The 20,931-nt window shown below is 68.8% G+C and carries 20 protein-coding genes; 6 read left to right on the top strand and 14 right to left on the bottom strand.

Features of this window, described 5'->3' with window-relative positions; genetic code table 11:
- The first annotated feature begins 14 nt into the window (after positions 1–14).
- The gene (locus ACWFRB_RS00885) at positions 15–806 is read left to right on the top strand and encodes an SDR family NAD(P)-dependent oxidoreductase (RefSeq protein WP_452638128.1); all 792 of its coding nucleotides are present in this window, start codon (positions 15–17) and stop codon (positions 804–806) included.
- A gap of 69 nt (positions 807–875) precedes the next feature.
- On the opposite strand, the gene ACWFRB_RS00880 is transcribed toward ACWFRB_RS00885, so the two are convergent.
- From ACWFRB_RS00880 to ACWFRB_RS00835, 10 genes are all read right to left on the bottom strand, one after another.
- Entirely contained in the window at positions 876–1,262 is a 387-nt protein-coding gene (locus ACWFRB_RS00880) for a VOC family protein (protein WP_452638126.1), read from the bottom strand.
- Positions 1,263–1,413: 151 nt separating this feature from the next.
- Positions 1,414–1,800, bottom strand: coding sequence for a hypothetical protein (locus ACWFRB_RS00875; RefSeq protein ID WP_452638124.1), 387 nt, complete (start codon positions 1,798–1,800; stop codon positions 1,414–1,416).
- Entirely contained in the window at positions 1,797–2,375 is a 579-nt protein-coding gene (locus ACWFRB_RS00870; RefSeq protein ID WP_452638122.1) for a hypothetical protein, read from the bottom strand. The genes ACWFRB_RS00875 and ACWFRB_RS00870 overlap by 4 nt, the downstream gene beginning before the upstream one ends.
- A 44-nt stretch (positions 2,376–2,419) precedes the next feature.
- Complete coding sequence (locus ACWFRB_RS00865; RefSeq protein WP_452638121.1) at positions 2,420–3,151, bottom strand: flavodoxin family protein; 732 nt, start codon at positions 3,149–3,151, stop codon at positions 2,420–2,422.
- Positions 3,152–3,220: 69 nt separating this feature from the next.
- A complete protein-coding gene (bphC, locus tag ACWFRB_RS00860) occupies positions 3,221–4,141 on the bottom strand; it encodes a biphenyl-2,3-diol 1,2-dioxygenase (protein ID WP_452638120.1) in 921 nt (306 codons plus the stop codon).
- A 32-nt stretch (positions 4,142–4,173) separates the two neighbouring features.
- Positions 4,174–5,352 carry an acyl-CoA dehydrogenase family protein gene (locus ACWFRB_RS00855; protein WP_452638118.1) on the bottom strand — a complete coding sequence of 393 codons (1,179 nt, stop codon included), beginning with the start codon at positions 5,350–5,352 and terminating at the stop codon, positions 4,174–4,176.
- 64 nt (positions 5,353–5,416) lie between these two features.
- Complete coding sequence (locus ACWFRB_RS00850; RefSeq protein WP_452638116.1) at positions 5,417–7,144, bottom strand: FAD-binding protein; 1,728 nt, start codon at positions 7,142–7,144, stop codon at positions 5,417–5,419.
- Positions 7,141–8,016: an alpha/beta fold hydrolase gene (locus ACWFRB_RS00845; protein WP_452638115.1), complete on the bottom strand. Its 876-nt coding sequence runs from the start codon at positions 8,014–8,016 to the stop codon at positions 7,141–7,143. Before ACWFRB_RS00845 ends, ACWFRB_RS00850 begins: the two co-directional genes overlap by 4 nt.
- 90 nt (positions 8,017–8,106) lie before the next feature.
- Entirely contained in the window at positions 8,107–9,564 is a 1,458-nt protein-coding gene (locus ACWFRB_RS00840) for a hypothetical protein (protein ID WP_452638113.1), read from the bottom strand.
- Between the two features lie 116 nt (positions 9,565–9,680).
- Positions 9,681–10,565 (bottom strand): IclR family transcriptional regulator, encoded by an 885-nt coding sequence (locus ACWFRB_RS00835; protein ID WP_452638111.1) that lies wholly within the window; start codon positions 10,563–10,565, stop codon positions 9,681–9,683.
- Positions 10,566–10,736: 171 nt separating this feature from the next.
- On the opposite strand from ACWFRB_RS00835, the gene ACWFRB_RS00830 reads away from it, so the two are divergent.
- The 4 genes from ACWFRB_RS00830 (at position 10,737) to ACWFRB_RS00815 (ending at position 13,740) form a co-directional block, all read left to right on the top strand.
- A complete protein-coding gene (locus tag ACWFRB_RS00830) occupies positions 10,737–11,606 on the top strand; it encodes an LLM class F420-dependent oxidoreductase (RefSeq protein ID WP_452638110.1) in 870 nt (289 codons plus the stop codon).
- A gap of 42 nt (positions 11,607–11,648) precedes the next feature.
- Complete coding sequence (locus ACWFRB_RS00825; RefSeq protein WP_452638109.1) at positions 11,649–12,137, top strand: nuclear transport factor 2 family protein; 489 nt, start codon at positions 11,649–11,651, stop codon at positions 12,135–12,137.
- 133 nt (positions 12,138–12,270) lie between these two features.
- On the top strand, positions 12,271–12,672 hold the full coding sequence (locus tag ACWFRB_RS00820) for a cupredoxin domain-containing protein (protein ID WP_452638107.1): 402 nt from the start codon (positions 12,271–12,273) through the stop codon (positions 12,670–12,672).
- A 150-nt stretch (positions 12,673–12,822) separates the two neighbouring features.
- Positions 12,823–13,740: a 3-oxoacyl-ACP reductase gene (locus tag ACWFRB_RS00815; RefSeq protein WP_452638106.1), complete on the top strand. Its 918-nt coding sequence runs from the start codon at positions 12,823–12,825 to the stop codon at positions 13,738–13,740.
- Positions 13,741–13,808: 68 nt separating this feature from the next.
- Here the strand turns inward: ACWFRB_RS00815 and ACWFRB_RS00810 are convergent, their stop codons facing one another.
- From ACWFRB_RS00810 to ACWFRB_RS00795, 4 genes are all read right to left on the bottom strand, one after another.
- Positions 13,809–14,987 carry a hydroxylase gene (locus ACWFRB_RS00810; RefSeq protein WP_452638104.1) on the bottom strand — a complete coding sequence of 393 codons (1,179 nt, stop codon included), beginning with the start codon at positions 14,985–14,987 and terminating at the stop codon, positions 13,809–13,811.
- A gap of 127 nt (positions 14,988–15,114) precedes the next feature.
- A complete protein-coding gene (locus tag ACWFRB_RS00805; protein WP_452638102.1) occupies positions 15,115–16,050 on the bottom strand; it encodes a DNA-3-methyladenine glycosylase family protein in 936 nt (311 codons plus the stop codon).
- A gap of 61 nt (positions 16,051–16,111) precedes the next feature.
- The gene (locus tag ACWFRB_RS00800; protein ID WP_452638100.1) at positions 16,112–16,486 is read right to left on the bottom strand and encodes a nuclear transport factor 2 family protein; all 375 of its coding nucleotides are present in this window, start codon (positions 16,484–16,486) and stop codon (positions 16,112–16,114) included.
- A gap of 268 nt (positions 16,487–16,754) precedes the next feature.
- Positions 16,755–17,297, bottom strand: a complete 543-nt coding sequence (locus ACWFRB_RS00795; RefSeq protein ID WP_452638098.1) for an Lrp/AsnC family transcriptional regulator — start codon at positions 17,295–17,297, stop codon at positions 16,755–16,757.
- Positions 17,298–17,459: 162 nt separating this feature from the next.
- On the opposite strand from ACWFRB_RS00795, the gene ACWFRB_RS00790 reads away from it, so the two are divergent.
- Entirely contained in the window at positions 17,460–20,927 is a 3,468-nt protein-coding gene (locus ACWFRB_RS00790) for an indolepyruvate ferredoxin oxidoreductase family protein (RefSeq protein ID WP_452638097.1), read from the top strand.
- The last annotated feature ends 4 nt before the right edge of the window (positions 20,928–20,931 follow it).

Here is a 20,931-nt window from a genome sequence, read left to right as displayed (position 1 = left end):
CCTCAAGGAGAACCATGATCGACAAGTCCCAGTACGGCCCGTGGGCAGTGATCGCGGGCGGCTCCGAGGGTGTCGGCTCCGCGTTCGCACACGAACTCGCCGCCGCCGGTATCCATCTCGTCCTGATCGCGCGCAAGCCCGGTCCGCTCGAGGAGACCGCGGAGAAGGTGCGTGCTCTGGGTGTGCAGGCGCGCACGCTGTCGCTGGACCTGCTCGTACCGGATGCACTCGACCGGATCCGCGCGATCACCGACGCCCTCGAGGTCGGGCTGCTGATCTTCAACGCGGGGGCCAACTCCTACGGGCACGAATTCGTCGACAGCGACCTGCAGAAGGTGCAGGGCGTCATCGACCTGAACGTGACCTCGCAGCTGCAGCTCACGCATCACTTTGGCGCCAGGATGAAGGCGCGCGGCAGGGGCGGCATCGTGCTGCTCGGCTCGATGTCCGGATACCTGGGCGCCGAGCAGCAGAGCATCTACTCCGCGGCCAAGGCGTTCAGCCGGGTGTTCGCCGAGGGATTGTGGTTGGAGCTCAAGCCTTTCGGCGTGCACGTGCTCGAACTCGTCCTCGGTGTCACCCGCACTCCCGCCATGGCAAGGGCCGGACTGAACTTCGACATCCCCGGCATGCTGGTCGCCGAGCCTGAGGACGTGGCACGCGAGGGCCTCGAGCACCTCGCCGACGGCCCCGTCTGGGTGGCGGGCGGCAACTATCCGGCGGTCGTCAAACGTGCCGGTTTCCCGCGCGACAAGATCGTCCAGGGCGCCGCCGACGGCATGCGCAAGCTCCTCGGGCGCGCCTAGGTCTTCACCCGTCCGGCCCGGTGGCCGCACCCCGAGCCCGGGGTGCGGCCATCGCCGTATTCGCGGACCCTATCTGCCCGAACCGTATGGCCGGGTGATGATCTCGAGAAAGTGCCCGGCCGGGTCGAGGAAGTAGGTCCCGCGACCGCCGTCGTTCCTGTTGATGCCCGTCGCCGATTGCCGGGGATCGGCCCAGTGCTCCATTCCGCCCTCGAGGATCCGACCGTAGATGCTGTCGAAGTCGTCCTCCGAGACCAGGAACGCGTAGTGCTGCGGGGTCACATCGAGGTGTGGCGGAGGTTCGGCGAAGTCCAGGGTGACTCCGTTGTCGAGCTCGACGGCGAGGAAGAAGCCGGCAGGAACCGGATCCGGGAGGCCGAACAGCGTGGTGAAGAAGTACGCCGAGAGCTGCTTGTCTTTCGCGGCGACGATGGTGTGGTTGAACGAGATGGTCAAGGAAACCCCTTGGGATTCGACGCCTCCATGCCTGACGCAGTCCGTCATCGACACGCGACGCTGTATCCAGGAATACCTCGACCGCGGCGCGCGCGCAAGTCCCCCGCCGCTGCCGCACCGAGGTGTCGCCGCTCGACTATGGCGAGAGTTGCTACGGTGTAGTCGTTTTCCGCGAGGAGATCACCACCACACCCACCACCGCGACGAGCGCAGCGGCATACCCGCCCCAGAGCAGCAGGAACGGGTACAGCCAGCCCGCATCGATCGTCTGACCGCGATCGCCGATGCAGTAGAGCGTGAAATTGGTCGAGGTGCCGTCGCCCGATGCGTAGGTGTCCGAGACGATGACGGCCTCACCGGTGGGTGGCTCGCAGAACAGCGGGGCCAGGTATAGCGTCTGCCCCGGCCAGATCACCGAGGAGATCAACGTGAGCAGGCCCGCGCTCGCGGCGATGACGATCACCCACATCAGCAGCCACGCGACAACTGGTCGCCGCCCGCGTTTGCGGTTCACGCCGAGCTCAACGGGTTCGGTCACAGCGGATGTACCTCCGAGACAGCGCCATCGGCATCGAAGACGACGAGCGCCCGGGACCTAGGTGATTCGACCATGACCGTCGGCCGTATCGCCTCGGTCTTGTTGACCGAAATCCCGGTGACCTGGCCGTCGTCGAAGGCGGTGTTCGCCAGGGCATCGTCGACCAGGCTCTCAACGCGGCCGAGCGCGGGAACCTCACCGACGCCGAAGGATTGCGCATCGAGATCGTCGAGGGCACTGACCAGGACGGGGGTCGGTTCACTCAGCCATCGACCGTCGAAGGTGTATCGGTCGAGCTGATCGGGGCGCGCCGGGTTCCGGACGGTCACATCGAGCGCCTCGACGGGCCCGATGTCGACCGAGGTGACCTGCAACTCGGTCGTGCCATACGTGAGTGCAAGGGCGGCCATCGCGTCCCTGACCACGGCCGTGGTCATCCCACCGCCCCGCGCGCGCATGTCCGCATCGAACTCGGCCCGGTCCACGGCTCCGATACAGGCCGTGGCGCTCAAGGCCACCGCGATGGCCATCGAGGTCCACGCGGCCGATCGCCCCACCGAGGCCGCTGACGCCATGGCGTGAGGGTAACCCAGCCGCGCCCCGGACGCAGCGGGTGTTCTCAGCGGTAGTCGGGGTTCGCGAAGTCCGGCCGGCAGCCGGCGTCCCACTCGGACCGCTGGTTCCCGTAGGCGGGGAACCCGCCGGCCCCCTTCAGCATCGCCGCCGCGTGCATCAGGTTGTAGGTCATGAAGGTGGTGTTGCGGTTGGTGAAGTCGTTCTCCGGCCCACCCGACCCCTCGTCCAGGTAGGACGGCCCCGGACCCGCCTCGCCGATCCAGCCGGCGTCGGCCTGCGGCGGGATCACATAACCCAGGTGCTGGAGGCTGTAGAGGATGTTCATCGCGCAGTGCTTGACGCCGTCCTCGTTGCCGGTGATCAGACAACCACCGACCCGTCCGTAGAAGGCGTACTGCCCCCGGTCGTTGAGGATCGACGAACAGCCGTACAGACGCTCGATGACCTTCTTCATCACCGAACTGTTGTCGCCGAGCCAGATCGGGCCCGCCAGCACCAGGATGTCGGCGGCGATGATCCGCCCGTACAACTGCGGCCACTCGTCGCTCGGCCAGCCGTGTTCGGTCATGTCGGGGTACACGCCGGTGGCGATGTCGTGATCGACCGCGCGGATCTCGTCGACCGCGACGCCCGCGTCGCGCATCAGCCCGACGCTGCGGTCGATCAGCCCCTGCGTGTTGCTGACCTCCGGCGACCGTTTCAGCGTGCAGTTGACGAAGGCGGCCAGCAGGCCGTCGAACCTGGGCGCAATGCCCAGTGACGATGGAATTGTCATCTCGGACTCCTCCGCGAGTGCCCCCGGCAGTCCACGATATGCGCCCGCCCGGCCCCGGGGCGCCGAACGCTACGACTCGGGGGTGAACGCCGCGAGGGGCTCCGAACCGGACCAGTCGTGACCCCAGTAGCTGTCCGCGGTGATCTCTTCCGCGGTGTAGTGGCTCTCGTCCACCAGCATGCCCTCGGTGCCGAACTCGACGTCCCAGCCGCCGGGCGCGCGGACGTAGAAGGAGACCATCTTGTCGTTGGTGTGCCTGCCGAGGGTGGACGAGATCGAGAAGCCGAGCCTGCCGACCCGGTCCAGCGCCTGACCCACCGCGTCCAGGGTGTCGACCTCCATCATCAGGTGCACCATCCCGGGAACCTCCGACGGCGGCGCCGGGCAGATCGCCAGGCTGTGGTGCCGCTGGTTGATGCCGAGGAACCGCACCCGCCGGGCGGGGCCGGGTGCGCCCGGTCCGCCGAGCCGGATGGCGCCGCGGGGCAGGAAGCCGAGCACCTCGGTGTAGAAGTCGTAGGTCTCCTGGAAGTGCGGCGTCGGCAGCACCACGTGGCCCAGGCCCGCGGGTCCGGTCACGAACCGGCCGCCGTGCGGGGTGACCACCGGGCTGTGGTCGAGCACCGGGCCGAAGAACACCTCGACGGTGGTGCCTGCGGGATCCACGAAGGTGATCGCGCGCTCCACCGCGCGGTGGTCCGCCTCCTCCTGGGACAGCTCGCGGACCGAGACGCCCGCCTTCTCCAGCTGATCACGCACCGCCCGCAGCGCGAACTGATCGCGTACCTCCCAGCCGACCGCGAGCACCCTGTCCACCTCGCCCGGCAGCACCTGCAGGCGTGACCGGCGCTCGTCGATCCGCAGGTACAGCCCGTCCCGGTCGGGGCCCGAGCCGACGGCCATACCGAGTCCGTCGACCACGAGCTCACGCCAGCGATCGACGTCCCGCGTTTGAACCTTGAGATAGCCGAGCGAACGGATGTCAGACATGTTCTCCACCAATCCCTTTGCTGTTGGGCCTGTCAGATCATCGCGCGGTGGATGCCCTTCGGCTCACCACCGAGCTGGGTCAGTGCCGACGAATGGAAGATCGAGCCCGGCACGTGGATGGCGTGCGCGATGCCCGCGTGCGCGTCGCGGAAGAACCGCTGCATCGGGAACTTCCGGTGCAGGGCATTGCCGCCGGAGCGGGCGAAGATCTCATCGACCGCGCGCACGGCACGCCACGCCGCGGCCGTCTGGGTCCGCCTGCCGATGGCACGTGCCTCGAAGTCGACCTCCTTGCCCGCCTCGGTCATGTCCCAGAAGCGGTCGACGGTCTCGAGCAACGCCGCACGCGACGCCGCGATCTCGGCCGCCGCCTCACCGATGGCGTACAGCACGTACGGGTCGTCCTTGATCTTCTGCCCGGTGATCGCGGTCCGATCCTTCTGGGCCGCGATGTGACAGGCCAGCGCCCCCTCGGCGATGCCGACCACCGCGGAGGTGATGCCCAGCGGGAACATGCACGAGAACGGCATGTTGTAGAGCGTTTCGGTTCGCCCCGATGCCTTGACCGCGGTGCCGTCCATGACATCCGAGGCGAGCAGGGTGCGGTAGCCGGGTATGAAGGCGTCCCGGACGATCACGTCCTTCGAGCCGGTCCCGCGCAGACCGATGACGTCCCACGAGTCCTCGACGATGTCGTAGTCGGACCGCGGCAGGATCACGTGCAGGGAGACCGGCGGCATCTGTGGCCTGCCGTCGGTGCCCCCGAGCATGGCGCCGAGAAACACCCACTGGCAGTGATCGGTGCCGGAGGAGAACGACCAGCGGCCGTTGAGGATGTAGCCCCCCTCGACCGGCGTGGCGACCCCCATCGGCGCGTAGGGCGAGGCGACCCAGGTGTCCTGGTCGGGTCCCCAGATCTCCTCCTGCACTCGGGGATCGGCGAAGGCGAGCTCCCAGGGGTGGACGCCGACGATGCCGGTGACCCAGCCCGTCGCGCCGTCCATCGCGGCGATGCTCATGACGGTTTCCGCGAACTCGCGGGGGTGCACCTCGAGGCCACCGTGCTGCTTCGGCTGCAGCATCCGGATCGCGCCGGACTCGCGCAGTCGCTTGGCGGCGGTGTCCGACAGTCGCATGAGCTTGTCGCCCTCGACACCCTCCGCGCGGATCTCGTCGGCGTGCTGCTCGATCCGTTCCTGAACCTGACCCATGGTTTCCTCGGCCCTCTCTGTTTGCCTGGCGGCGAGCCGCCTCCTGTACGTGAACGTGGCAGCCTCAGGTCGAGGCGACGGGTGTGCTCTCGCTCAGTGAGAGCTCGTGTTCGGCGGCGTACCGCGCGGCGAGGTACCCGAAGACCATCGACGGGCCGATGGTGGCGCCCGCGCCGGCGTATTCGTTGCCCATGACCGAGGCGGTGGTGTTGCCGGTGGCGTAAAGGCCGCCGATCGCGCTGCCGTCGCCGCGCAGCACGCGGCTGTTCTCGTCACAGACGAGCCCACCCTTGGTGCCGAGATCGCCTGCCTCGCATCGGATCGCATAGAACGGCCCCTTGACGATCTCGTCCATGTTGGGGTTCGCCATCGTGGGATCGCCGTAGTACCGGTCGTAGGCGCTGTCGCCACGACCGAAGTCCTCGTCCTTGCCGCTGCGGGCGAAGCCGTTGAACCGTTCGATGGTCGCGACGAGCGCGCCGGCAGGGACGCCGATCGCGGCGGCCAGCTCCGGCAGCGTGTCCGCCTTGTGGACGACACCGGAGTCGTAGAACCCCTGCGGGAAAGGCATGTTCGGCAACACCTGCGCGAACGGGTACCGGTTCTTCGCCTTGGTGTCCATGACGAACCAGGCCGGTACGTGACCACCCTCGAGCTGGTCGTGCACGAAGTTCACGTACGGCGACGACTCGTTGGTGAAGCGTTCACCCCGCGCATTGACGATCACCGACGGCGGGATGCACCGCTCGGACACCAGCGGGATGACCGCGCCCATCGGGTGGAACACCGACGGCATCCACCAGGCATCGTCCATGAGGTCGACGGCCGCGCCGAGCCCCTGGCCGGCCCGGATGCCGTCGCCCGTGTTCTCCCTTGCCCCCGCGCTGACGTTCGCACGTCCGAGCTCGGGCAGGTACTGATCGCGCATGTGCTGGTTGTGGTCGAAGCCGCCGGTGGCCAGCAGCACGCCGCGCCGCGCGCGGATCCGGACGGACTCACCCGCACGATCGGCGACAACGCCGACCACGACGCCGCCGGCGTCGGTCACCAACTCGGTCATCGAGGTGCGCAGCCACAGGGGGACCCCGGCGTCCTTGAGCACCATCCGCAGGCGCGCCACCAGGGCGCGTCCACCGGTGGACATGTGGCGGCGCAGCACCATGTTCGACGCAACGCGCCAGGCGGCGACCATCGAGGCCCTGCGACCGGCCCAGGTGCGTTTGACCATCGCCAGGTCGTGGTAGTCCTTCGAGGTGACCCACAGGCCCAGCGGGCCCTTCATGCTGTTCGGACGCTGGAACTTCTCGTCCTCCTTCAACTTTCGGGTGTCGAAGGGCTTGCATTCGATGGTGCGCCCCAGCGCGCTGCCGCCGTCCTCCTCCGGGTGGTAATCGGAGTAGCCCTTCACCCAGTACAGCTTCATGTGCGGGCTGCGGTCCAGCAGCTGCATCAGCTTCGGACCGGCGTCCACATACGCGTCGATCCGGGCCGCGGGCACCGTGCCCTTGGTGAGGGTGCGCAGGTATCGGCGGATGGCGTTCGGGTCGTCGCCCCCGTCCCTGCGGGTCAGCGTCGGGGCGTTCGGAATCCAGATGCCGCCGCCGGAGATCGCCGTCGAGCCGCCGAACTTCTTGCCCTTCTCAATGATCAGGGTGTCCAGCCCGAGGTCGGCCGCGGTGATGCCTGCGCTCATTCCGCCGCCGCCGCTCCCGACGATCAGGAAGTCGACGGTGGCGTCCCAATCCTGTTGGTCTCCGGAGTCGTGCTCGCGGATCGACCCTTCCCCGGTCATCGGTTCGCCTCCTCACGGGTGAGGAACGCCAGCACAGCCGACGTCCACGCCTGCTTGGCCTCGATCATCGTCCAGTGACCGCAATTGGGGAACACGTGCAGCTCGGCATTCGGGATGTCGCGCATCGGGAGCATCGCCATGTCCACCGGGCTGACCCGGTCGTCGCGACCCCACGTGAGCATCGTCGGTGCCGAGATCTTGTGCAGCTGCGCCCAGTACGGCGTCGCACCGGAGTTCTTGGCCGCTGCGGTGTTCGCCGCGAACGCCCTGCTGCCGTACATCCGCGCGGCGATCTCCAGCGTCAGCGGCTCCGTAGCCAGCGTCCACCGCTCCTCGATCAGCTCCTCGGTGACGACCGACGGGTCGTAGACCATCGAGTGCAGCCACCGGATCAGTCCCTCCCTGGTGGGATTGTCCGTGAACTCCATCAGGAGCTTGATGCCCTCACCGGGGCTGGGCATCATGACGTTCTTGCCGATGCCACCGATGGTCACCAGCTTGTCGACCCGCTCCGGCGCATGGATGGCGACGTTGGTCGCGACGATGCCGCCCATGGAGTTGCCGATCATGTGGACCGGCTCCTCGATGCCCAGTGCGTCCAGGAATGTCCCGACCGACCCCATCGCCATCGCCATCGGGTGTCCGTCGCCCGGATCGCTGACGCCGAAGCCGGGGAACTCGAGCACGAGGCAGCGGAAGTGCCGCGCGAAGTCCCCGAGCACACCGCGGTAGTTGCGCCACCCGGTGACGCCGGGGCCGGAGCCGTGCAGGAGGAGGAGCGGCGGTCCGTCGCCTGCCTCGTGGTAGCGCAGCACGCCGAGGTCGGTGAAGACCTCCCGCATGGTGCCCTCGTGGGTGAGTTCGCTCGTCATGACTCCGCACGCTGCCGCAACCGCAGGCCACCCGCCCAACCGATCCCGATCAGCGAGACCCCAGGAGGCACTGGGGGTCTCGCTGCCCGACTACTTGTCGGACTCGGAGGTGATGCAGACCGAGTTCAGGACGTGGTGGTAGGTCACCAGCCCGTAGACGTTCGGTGCATTGATGAGGGGGAAGGGCGACGGAATCCACTCGAAGGGGTTGACGAGCGCGCCGACACCCCCGGAGGCCCCGGTCCAGGCAGCGGCCATGGCGCTCATGGATTCGCCGAAGACGAGTTCCATCACCTGGCTGGTCAGTGCGTACGAGAAGTAGGCGGCGGTCAGTGAATCCCCGACCGTCAGCGTGCCGAGCGGTACCAGCTTGCTGAAATCCTTCCCGGCAAAGACATTGTGGCCCAGCCCGATCAGGGCGTCGGTCGCGGCGCCACCGATCTTCGGGACCAGTCCGAGGCCCATGGACAGGAACTTCTCGATCGAGGAGAAGTCGTCCGGGTGCGCGGGGACGAGGCCCGCGGGCACCATCGCGTTGCCCATGATCCACTCCAGCCTCGAGCGCTGATCCTCGATCTGCGCCCGGCGTCCGGGATCGGCTTCGATGGACGTCAGGTGGCTGGTGGTCCGCGACAGCACCCGCGAGAGCGGCATGCCGGACACGGCCAGGCAGTCGGGACCGGCGATGTCGAGCTCGTTCGCCACAGCCTCGACGAAGGCGGGAGCCCGGAAGCCGTAGTCGAGTTCCGGATCCGGTTGGCCGGCTCGGTCGGCAACCGCTTTGCTGGTCCAGACCACGCAGCTCTGCTCGAGCTGGTCCCTGGCCGCCTCGTAGATGGTCGTGAAGCCCTTCGCGCCCAGCCTCAGCGGGAGGCTGATGAGGGTCCCGGCGCTGACCGGCCCGACCGCGAACATGGACGGGATCATGCCTGCGACGATGTTCGCCGGGATGACAGCGGTGGTGTAGATGACCGCGTACGCCGTCTCGATCGCCTGACCGAGGGTGAGGTTCTCGGCGCGGATGACCGCGCCCTCCCGCCCGGCCTTGACGTTCATGAGCTGCGTGACGATGTACTGCGTGATCGGATCGCCGTACTTGTGGATCCCCGCCTCGTCGTCCCTGGAGTAGACGGACGCGGGGTTCGACACGCTGAGAGTGCTGATGCCAACCGACCGCAGTCGCGCCTGCCCCTCCGCGCGGATGCCCTCGTAGTTGTCGAGGTACGGCTGGGGCAGGATCGGCTTCGAGGCCTGCAGGACCGCGTCGAAGACCGCGCTCATCGTCGCCCGATCGGACCCCACACAGACCGGGTCGTCCTGGCGAACGGTCTCGGCAGCGCGCGCGGGAGCGGCGAGAGCGGGCTGCGAGAGGGGTCCACCCACCAGCGCCAGGCCCACCGCCGCCGCGGCGACCGCGGACCGAAACCCTCTTTGACGTGAAACCCGGCTCATGCTCGTTCCCGACTGATCGAAGTGGAGGACTGCGTGCGAGTGCGTCGGCAGCCTGTTGCCTGCGACGATGTCGCTCGGCCGGACAATCACACCCATTCATGGACGATCGTTCAACTCGAGAGCAGGGGTGCTTCGCAACATTTACGAAGGGTTCACGCACCGGACAGTTGGCGCACCCGGCGACACAGGCACCCGCCGGGCGGCCGGTCCGCCTAGATCCAGCCGGCACCCCGCACGGACAGGAACCGTGTGCGCGCCTCGGCGGACCACGTCTCCGCCTGTTGGGTCTCCTCCTGCCGCGCGGCGCGGCGACCGCCGTCGAGCTCGGGGAACAGCGTCCGGGTGATCTCGCGGGCGGCCTCTGCCACCAGCGGTGCGAGCCGCTCCAGCGGCGCCGTCCGCTCATCCCCGCACAGCGAGAGCCCGGCCACTGGGCCCTCGTGCCCGCGGATGCCGACGCCGACGCAGGCCACCCCGCGCGCGGACTCTCCGCGTTCGAACGCCAGCCCGCGGCGCTGCCGGATCCGGTTGAGTTCCTGATGCAGGACACCGAGATCCCAGATGGTCCGGTCGGTACAGCGATTCATCCGGTCGCCGAACAGCGCGTCGACCTGTTCGGGGGCGAGCCGGGCGAGCATCGCCTTCCCGCTCGCCGTGGAATGTGCGGACACCCGGCCGCCGACGCGGGACGGAATCGACGAGGCAAGCCGGCCGCCGACCTTGTCGAGGTACAGGGCCTCGTGGCCGTCCAGGACCGACAGGTGCACGACCATCCCGGTCTGCAGGTGCAGCTCGTGCAGCAGCGGCGCCGCGGCCTCCCTGATCTCTGCATTCCCGCCGTCGCCACCGACCCCGAGCGCACGGCGGCCGAGCTGGTACCCGAACGTGGCGTGCTCCACCCAGTTCAGCTTCACCAATGAATCGAGGATCCGGTGCACCGTCGATCGAGGCAGACGGGCGCGGCGGGCCACTTCCTCCAGCGTCAACCGCGCCGCCCGCCCGTCGAACGCATCGAGGATCAGGGTCATACGTTCGACCATCGAGGGCGGCGCCTCACGGGCATCATTGCGCACGACATGTTCCGTGACGACCGTCATGGGTCCTCCTCCGGTCCCGATCGGGGGGCCGCCCGATCACCGAAACTGAAATGAATTCTGAAACCCTAGCAAGCTGCACCTCCCAATGGGAGCCCCCCACAGGAATTCGTTCGATCCCGATCACCGGGAGAGCACCACGGCGATCGGGGCCGTTGGGATATGAAAGGTGGCATGCAGATCGGGATCGTGACCCCCGTGCTGATCCAGCACCCCGCCGTACGGGCGGAGTGGGAGGTCGGCGCCGGCATCGACGAGGTCGCGTCGATAGCCGAGGCGGCCGACCGTCTCGGCTATCACCACGTCACCTGTAGCGAACACATCGCGGTCCCGGCGCCGATCGCGGCCGAGCGCGGTGGCACCTACTGGGACCCGCTGGCCACCTTCGGCTTCCTGGCCGCGCGCACCCGTCGCATCCGGCTCGTCACCCAGGTGCTCGTCCTCGGCTACCACCATCCGCTCGAGATCGCCAAGCGCTACGGCACCCTCGACCGGATCAGCGGCGGACGCCTCACCCTCGGTCTCGGGGTCGGCAGTTTGCGGGAGGAGTTCGACCTCCTCGACGCCCCGTTCGAGGGCCGGGGCCCCCGGGGCGACGACGCCCTGCGCGCGCTGCGGGCCTGCCTCTCTCGGCCGCGGCCGGAATATCACGGCGAGTTCTACGACTTCGCCGACGTCATCGTCGAACCGCACGCCCTGCAGCCGCGGGTGCCGCTGTGGATCGGCGGTCGCACCGCTCGCTCGCTTCGACGCGCGATCGAGCTCGGCGATGGCTGGGTGCCGTTCGGGCTCGGCCTGCCCGACCTCGCCGACATGCTGGCGAAGGCACCGGTACCCGCCGACATGGAGGTGGTGCTGGGCGCGGGCCGCCCCCTCGACCCGACCGGCTCGCCCGAGGCGTCGGCCCGGGCGCTGACCCGGCTACGCGATGCGGGCGCCACCATCGCCAGCGCCTCGATCGCCGCCACCGGCGCCGCCCACTACGCCGAACAACTCGAGGCGCTCAAGGAGCTCGCGGCGCCGCTCGGCGTCGAGTTCTCCTGACCCGATCCACGAACCAAAGCAATCGACATGAAGGACTCGCCCATGACCGACACCGAAACCCTGCTGACCGCCCTCGCCGCCCGGGTTCAGCTGCTCGAGGATCAGCTCGCGCTGATGCGGATCATCAGCGCGTACGGGCCCGCGGTCGACAGCGGCGAGAGCGCGGCGGTCGCCGGGATGTGGACCGAGGACGGTGTCTACGACGTGGACACCGGTTGCCTGCGCGGGCACGGGGAGATCGAGGCGATGGTGCAGTCGAAGCCTCATCAGTCCTACATCCACGCCGGCAGCGGCCACCTCGTCGGCCCGCCGCACATCGACGTCGACGGCGACACCGCGGTCGCCACCTGCCACTCACAGCTGGTCCTGCACGACCAGGAGACCCGGACCTACCGGGTCGCCCGGATCACCGCGAACCGCTGGGAGTTCGCCCGCATCGACGGCGAGTGGAAGGTCACGCTGCGCACCAACCGACTCCTCGACGGCCGGGCGGAGGCGCGGGAGATCCTCGCCGCGGGCGTCAAGAACTGAAATACGCTCTAGCCTTGCAACCGTCGGGCGGTCCCGCGGCGGTATCGCGAGGACGGGGGCCGGGCCTACGCTGGACTCACTCCAGCAACGTTCCTCAGCGCGTCGTCACGCGATCGACCGACGGAGGCCCGACATGCCCGGATCCATCGCCCCCTTCACCCGCAGGCGTGCGGCACTTCGGCGGGCCGGCCTCGCCACCCTGGCGGTCGCGGCCGCGTTCGCGGCCGCCTGCTCCGCCGACGACGGATCCGAGCATCACCCGAGCACCACTGTCGCACCCGAGTCAGGGGCGCCGGTGATCGCGATCGAGGACTTCACCTACAAGACCCCGCCGTCGGTGCGTGCGGGCGAAGAGGTCGTCGTGCGGAACGGCGCCGGACCGGAGCACTCCGTCACCTCCGACACCGAGGGGTTGTTCGACACCCATGTCGACGGGAACGAGTCCGCCACCTTCACTGCGCCGACCACCCCGGGTGCCTACACGTTCCACTGCGTCTATCACCCCGAGATGTACAGCATCCTGATCGTCGAGTGAGGCCCACGGCAGGCCCGAAAGCCCCACGTCCTCAACGGGTATCGCGGTCGACTCTCGGTCACCGAGATCGGCCGACCCGAGTTGCCTCCGCCAGACAAGACTGGACTGAATACAAATTTCGTGGGCCATGCGGCCCAAAGGAGGCCCCAGATGGGTGAATCAGTGAGCTTGGACGGCCGGACGGCCGTCATCACCGGCGCGGGCGCCGGACTCGGGCGCGCGGAGGCTCTCGCCCTCGCCGCCGCGGGTGCTCGCGTCGTCGTCAACGACATGGGCGAGGCCGCGCACGACGTCGCCGACGAGATCAAGGCCGCGGGCGGACAGGCGATCGCCGTCACCGGCGACGTGTCCGACTGGTCCCTGGGCGAGCGCCTGGTCGCGGAGGCGGTATCGAACTTCGGCTCGTTCGACATCCTCGTCAACAACGCGGGCATCCTTCGCGACAAGATGATCTTCAACCTGTCCGAATCCGACTGGGACGACGTGATCCGAGTGCATCTCAAGGGACACGCCGCGACATCGCGCGCCGCCGCCGTGCACTGGCGCGCGGCCAGCAAGGCAGCGGGTGGTCCGGTCTTCGGCCGCGTCGTCAACACCTCCTCCGAGGCGTTCCTCTTCGGCGCGGCCGGTCAGCCGAACTACTCGGCCGCGAAGGCAGGCATCACCGCACTGACACTGTCCACCGCGCAGGGACTGTCCCGCTACGGCGTCACGGCCAATGCGATCTGCCCGCGCGCGAGAACCGCGATGACCGCCGAGGCATTCGGTGAAGCCGATACCGCCGAGGCAGGCGACCTCGATCCGCTCGCCCCCGAGCGCGTCGGCACCCTGGTCACCTACCTCGCCTCCCCCGCCTCGCACGAGATCACCGGCCAGGTGTTCGTCGTCTACGGCAAGATGGTCGCGCTCATGGCGTCACCCAAGGTCGAGAACCGTTTCGACACAAGCGGTTCTGCGTTCACGGTCGATGAGCTGGACCAGCAGCTCTCGTCCTATTTCGTCGGCCGCGGGCGGTACGAGACCTACGCCGCCCACAGCGTGGCCGAACTGGAGAAGGCCGCCATCTAGGCGCTGCGCGCCCGTGCGCGGTTGAGGAGTCCTGGGACTCGTCAACCGCGCACGGGCGGCGGAGCCGCCTAGATCATCGCGCGGTGGATCCCCTGCGGCTCGCCGCCGAGCTGGGTGAGCGCCGAGGAGTGGAAGATCGAGCCCGGCACGTGGATCGCGTGGGCGATGCCCGCGTGCGCGTCGCGGAAGAAGCGCTGCATCGGGAACTTGTAGTGCAGGGCGCCGCCACCCGATCGCGCGAAGATCTCGTCCACCGCGCGCACCGCACGCCAGGCCGCGGCGGTCTGGGTACGACGCCCGATGGCACGCGCCTCGAAGTCGATGTCCTTGCCGGCCTCCGTCATGTCCCAGAACCGGTCGACGGTCTCGAGCAACGCGGCGCGGGACGCGGCGATCTCGGCCGCGGCCTCACCGATCGCGTAGAGGACGTACGGATCCTCCTTGATCCTGGTGCCGGTGATCGCGACGCGGTCCTTCTGTGCGGCGATGTGGCAGGCCAGCGCGCCCTCGGCGATGCCGACGACCGCCGAGGTGATGCCGAGCGGGAACATGCAGGAGAACGGCATGTTGTACAGCGTCTCGGTGCGGCCCGCCTTCTTCACCGCGGTGCCGTCCATCACCTCCGAGGCCAGCATCGTGCGGTAGCTCGGGATGAAGGCGTCCTTGACGATCAGGTCCTTGGAACCGGTGCCGCGGAGTCCGATGACATCCCACGAGTCGGCGACGATCTGGTAGTCCGACCGCGGCAGGATCACGTGCAGCGGGACCGGCGGCATGACCGGCGCGCCGTTCTCGTCGCCGAGCAGGGCGCCGAGGAATGCCCACTGGCAGTGATCGGTGCCCGAGGAGAACGACCAGCGACCGTTGAGGACATAGCCCCCGTCGACGGCCTTGGCGACGCCCATCGGCGCGTACGGCGACGCCACCCAGGTGTCCTGATCCGCGCCCCAGATCTCTTCCTGCACCTTCGGGTCGGCGAAGGCCAGCTCCCACGGGTGTACGCCGACGATGCCGGTGACCCATCCGGCGGCGCCGTCCATCGCGGCGATGCTCATGACCGTCTCGGCGAACTCGCGCGGGTGGACCTCGAGCCCACCGTGCTGCTTCGGCTGCAGCATGCGGATCGCGCCCGATTCACGCAGCCGCTTCGCGGAGGTGTCGGTGAGCCGCATGAGCCGGTCACCCTCCACACCCTCGGCGCGGATCTCCTCCGCGAACTGCTCGATCCGTTCCTGGACCTGACCCATTGATTGCCTCCCACTGCCGTGGCGTCGGTAGCGCGCCGTCGTCAATCGAACACCATCGTGCACCCGGCCGGGCCGGTTCGGCGAGACGAAGCCGCAGCGTGGGAAAGAATCTCCCCGCGCCGCGAATTCAGCGCAGGCGGTGGTCGGTGATCGTGGTGCGCGGACCGAACTTGGGCTTGACCGCCTGGCCGCTGACCTGGAGTAGCCGGACCACCCGATGCCGGTGTGGCCGCACCGATTCGAGGTACTCGACCATCCCCGCATCGTCCAGCGGGCGGCCGAGCAGCGACCACCCGACGATCGCGGACAGATGGAAGTCCCCAACCGAGAGGGCATCCGCGTCGCCGAGGGCCCGCTGGGCGACCTCCGCCGCCGTCCACTCCCCGATCCCATGCACCACCCGGAGCCGGGCCGCGGCGTCCGGGGCCGACATCGCGGCAGTCTCCTCCAACCGGTTCGCCACGGCCGCCGCCGTGACGATCGCGCGGGAGCGGCGCGGATCCACCCCGGCCCGATGGAACTCCCAGGACGGGATCCGCCGCCACACCTCTGCCGGGGGCGGCACCCGCATCCCCTCCGGGGCGGGGCCCGGCGCCGGCGCGCCGTGGTGGGCGACCAGCCGCCGCCAGGACGCGCGGGCCGCCACGGTGTGCACCCGCTGTTCCAGGATCGCGGGCACCAAGGCCTCGAAGACCAGGCCGGTCCGGGGGATCCGGAGCCCGGGGAAGCGCCGATGGGCCTCGGCCACCTTGGGGTGCTCGGGCGCGAAGCCGGCGGTGTCGTCGCCCTCGCCCAGCAGGTCGGCCAGGGTGGTCTCGAACTCCGCCGCGCCCGGCCCCCAGGCGAGGCAGGACACCGCTGTCGCTCCCGTCTGCGTCAACCGATAGGTCACCGCGCCGGTCGGCATCAGCGACGTCCGCCAGATCGCGCCGTCCGCGGTGGTCCGGTGACAGGGGTCGTACGGGCCGCGACCGAGCGGGGCGAGAGTGCTGGCCAGTGCCAGCGGCCGCGCGCTGACCAGCGTCGTCTCCACCACATCGGGGTGCGCGGCGGGGGTGGTCATCCCCCGACGATAGGTCGCCTGTTGCCCGCGGACACACGCGGCCTCACGACCCACCACCCGGCTAGCGCGTTCCGAACACCTTCTCGAACTTGGCCGTGTCGCCCGCCGTCTGGACCTTGACGACCTTCCCGTCCCGATAGGTGAGGACGTCGGCGGAGTCCCAACTCTCCCCGCCTGCGGTCACCTGGGTCAGGACCACGACCCTCTCCTCGTCGCCGAGATAGTGCTGGGGAGTGGTGGTCAGGGACTTCTCGGCCAACTTCGCCCACATCCCGCCGACCTCGGCCTTGCCGTGGTAATTGCCGGATACGGCGCTGTTGCCCGGAACTATCCACTCGAGGTCGTCCGCGAGGTCGGTCATCGCCGCCTCTCCGTCCCCGGCCGAGAACGCCGCGTACCCCTTCTTCGCCATCTCGATGTTCTGCTGAGCTGACATGAGACACCTCCCGTGTCCTGTCGTTCTCCGATGAGACCGACAGGTCCAGTCAAGCAACGGGCACCCGGCGTGTACATGTCATCCACCGATTGGCCCGGCCCGTCAACCGCCGCCGGTCGATCCCATCCGTCGTCGTTGCCTGGCGTTTGCCATGCTGACAGCGGCACGCGCCAGTCGCGGGGCGCGGCGAGCGACCTGGAGTACGGCGCGGTCGATCGGGGTGAGCCGTCGCGATTCCTGGTGAACAGGAATCGGACGGTGGAACAGTTTAGGACTCTTCGCGGCCGCGCGAACCCTCGTCGCCCTCGCCCCGGTATGACGCCGCCGACCGCCCGTGCCCCGCCTCGCGGGTGATGTGGTCGACCAGCGGCTGCGTCCGGTACTTCACCGGGGTCGTCAGCGCGAGCGTGGTGGTGGTGTGCGCGACGCCGCCGAGCCCGAGGATGCTCTCGAGCACGTGCAGCAACTCCTCGTGCGAGGGCGCCGCGATCCGGATCAGCAGGTCCTCCCGACCCGTCGTGGTGTGCACCTCGAGCACCTCCGGTACCCCGCGCAGGTCCTCGATGACGTCCTTGATGCGGCCCTGTTCCAGCTCGGCACCCACGAAGGCCTGCACGGGCAGCCCGAGGGTGGGCAGGTCGACGTCCGGGCGGTACCCGGTGACCACCCCGGTCTCCTCGAGGCGCCGCATCCTGGACGCGATCGTGTTCCTGGCGACGCCCAGGCGGGCGGCCAGTTCCATCACCCCGGCGCGCGGATCGTCGGTGAGCAGTTTGAGCAGCGAGGCGTCGAGCCGATCGATGCTGATCACAATGTCGACCTCGTTCCAGTGTTGTGGGTCACAACTGATCATATCCGTCAGCTCATTCGGCGGGTGTTGACGGTCACACCACCTGGGCAAATCATTGCTACACCTGATGCCCGATTAATGCGCGCAACGTGATCCGATGCGGCGAAGAAACGGTGGACCGCGATGACTGAACTGGCCGATCGTCCCGTCACCCCGACGGCGACGCTGCCCGCCCCGTACGACCTCGACGACCGCTACCGGTCCGGGTCGGGTCCGGTCCTGCTCACCGGCGTCCAGGCGATCGCGCGCCAGCTCGTCGAGCAGCACGTCCACGACATCCGCGCGGGGCGACGGGTCGCGACCTTCGTCTCCGGCTACCAGGGCAGCCCGCTCGGCGGCGTCGACAAGATGCTGCACGGGATGCCGCAGGTGCTCGCCGAGCACGACATCACCTTCGTGCCGGGATTCAACGAGGAACTCGCCGCCACCGCCGTCTGGGGCAGCCAGGCCGACCTGCCCGCGGGGCAGGCGACGCACGACGGCGTCATCGGCGTCTGGTACGGCAAGGGCCCCGGCGTCGATCGCGCCACCGATGCCCTGCGGCACGCGAACATGTACGGGGTCAACCCCAACGGCGGCGTGCTGCTGCTCGTCGGCGACGACCCCGCCTCCAAGTCCTCCACCGTCCCCGCGGTCAGTGAGCGGTCCCTCGCCGCACTGGGGATCCCGGTGCTGTTCCCGCGCAACGCCGAAGAGATGATCACGATGGGCATGCACGGCGTCGCGCTGTCGCGCGCCTCGGGCTGCCTGGTCGCGCTGAAGGTCGTCGCAGACGTCGCCGACGGCGCCTGGACGGTCGACGGCAGGGTGTCGAACATCGACATCACCGTCCCCGAGATCGAATGGGAAGGTAAGCCGTTCGTCTACAAGCAGCGACCGATGGCGGTGCCGACGGACAGCGTCATTGCCGAGGCCGACCTGTACGGGCCCCGCTGGGAGGTGGTGCGCGCCTACGGCGCCGCCAACGATCTCGATGTGATCGAGGTCGACCCCACCGGCGCGAAGATCGGCTTCGCGGCCACCGGCACCACCTTCGACTCGCTGCGCCAGGGCCTGCTCGACCTCGGCGTCGACGAGGCCGCGCTGCACGCCGCCGGGATCCGGCTGCTGCGCATCGGCATGCCGACCCCGCTCGGCCCGCAGAAGGTCAGGGAGTTCGCCGCCGGCCTCGAGCAGCTGATCGTGGTCGAGGACAAGACGGCCTTCATCGAAACGCAGATCCGCGAGATCCTCTACGGCACCGAGCACACCCCCCAGATCCTCGGCAAGCGCGACGCCGCCGGGCGGCCGCTGATGCCCGTCGACGGCGAGCTGACCGCGGGCCGGCTGCTCGGCCCGCTGCGTCGGGTACTGAAGAACCGCGTCGAGCTGAAGAAGGCTCTGCCGCCACAGCTTTCGCTCGAGGTGTTGTCCGCCACCCGTACCCCCTACTTCTGCAGCGGGTGCCCGCACAACCGCTCCACGGCACTTCCCGAGGGTTCGATCGGCGGCGGCGGCATCGGCTGCCACACCATGGTCACCATCTCCAATCGCGAGGACAGCGCCGTCACCGGGCTGACCCAGATGGGCGGCGAGGGCAGCCAGTGGATCGGTCAGGCACCGTTCACCGACGTCAAGCACCTTTTCCAGAACGTCGGCGACGGCACCTTCTTCCACTCCGGCCAGCTCGCCGTGCAGGCCTGCGTCGCGGCAGGCGTGAACATCACCTACAAGCTGCTCTACAACGACGTTGTCGCGATGACCGGCGCCCAGGACGCCGAGGGTGCGCTGTCCGTCGCGCAGCTCACCCACAAGCTCACCACCGAGGGCGTGAAGCGGATCATCATCTGTGCCGACGACCCGAAGCGGCACAACAAGAGGCAGCTCGCCAAGGGCACCAAGCTGTGGCACCGCGACCGCCTCGACGAGGCGCAGAAGGAGCTTCGCGAGGTCGAGGGAGTCACCGTGCTCATCTACGACCAGCACTGCGCCGCCGACGCGCGCCGTCAGCGCAAGCGCGGCACCCTGCCGACCCGCAACACCCGCGTGATCATCAACGAGGCCGTCTGCGAGGGCTGCGGCGACTGCGGCACCAAGAGCAACTGCCTGTCCGTGCAGCCGGTGGACACCGAGTTCGGCCGTAAGACCCGGATCGACCAGACCTCCTGCAACACAGACTATTCCTGCCTGGACGGCGACTGCCCGTCGTTCGTCACCGTCGAGGTGGTGCCGGGTAAGAAGAAGTCCGCCCGGGCCGAGCGTCCCGTGCCGCCGCTCGCGGCCGAGCCGGATCTCGGCGAGCTGACCTCGACGCAGAACGTCTTCCTCGCGGGCATCGGCGGCACCGGCATCGTCACGGTCAACCAGGTGCTCGCCACCGCCGCACTGCGCGCCGGCTACGAGGTGGAGTCCCTTGACCAGATCGGGCTCAGCCAGAAGGCCGGACCGGTTGTCTCGCACCTGCGGTTCTCCCCCGGTGCGCTCGAGCCCTCGAACCGGCTGACGCCGGGCAGCGCCGACTGCATCGTCGCCTTCGACCTGCTCACCGCCACCGACAACAAGAACCTGGGCTACGGCAGTGCCGCCGCGACCGTCGCAGTCGCGTCGACCAGCCAGACCCCCACCGGCGACATGGTCTACGACAAGTCCGTCCGGTACCCGGACGAGCAGGGCCTGCTCGCCCGCCTCGGCTCGGCGTCCAAGTCGCTCACCGCTTTCGACGCGTTGGCCGCCGCCCAGGAGTTGTTCGGCAACACCGCCGCGGCGAACTTCCTGCTGATCGGTGCGGCCTTCCAGAGCGGTGGTCTGAGGCTGCCCGCCGAGGCCATCGAGGAGGCCATCGGCATCAACGGCATCGCGGTCTCCGCGAACATCGACGCCTTCCGCTGGGGTCGCGTCGCGCTCGCCGATCCGGATGCGTTCGCCGCGGTCACCTCGCGGGTCGCCCGCACCCCCGCCGTTGCACCGGCACACCTGCTCGCCGACTCCACCTTTGACGGTGAGGTCCGCAGGCTCGTGGAGCTTCGCGCAGGCGAGCTGGTCGAGTTCCAGAACGCGAAGGTTGCGCGCCGGTACATCGATGCAGTGCAGTCCATCTGGGCCGCGGAACGCTCGGTTACCGACCGGACGGAGTTCAGTGAGGCCGTGGCCCGCGGACTGTTCAAGTTCACCGCGTACAAGGATGAGTACGAGGTGGCGCGGATGCTGGTCGATCCCGCCTTCCTCGAGAACGTCGCATCCCAGGTCCCCGGCGGTGAGAACCTCACCTACAAGCTGCACCCACCCGCGCTGCGAGCACTGGGCCGCAAGAAGAAGATCGGACTCCGGCCGAAGTCGCATGTGGCACTGAAGATGCTGGCCAAGGGCAAGGTGCTCCGCGGGACCAAGCTCGACCCGTTCGGCTACGCCCACGTCCGCAAGGTCGAGCGCGAACTGCTGTCGCATTACACCGCGACGGTGCTGCGGCTCGCGGACGAACTGGACTCGGGCAACTACGACAGGGCCACCACGATCGCCGCCCTGCCCGATGTCGTCCGCGGCTACGAGGACGTCAAGCTCGGCAACGTGGAACTCTACTGGGAGCAGCTGCGAGAGCTGGGAATCGAACGGTAACAAC

It is taken from the genome of Rhodococcus sp. NPDC055112 (genome assembly GCF_053607505.1).
Note: the sequence above shows the minus strand (reverse complement) of the source record. Positions and strands in the feature narration are given on the sequence as shown.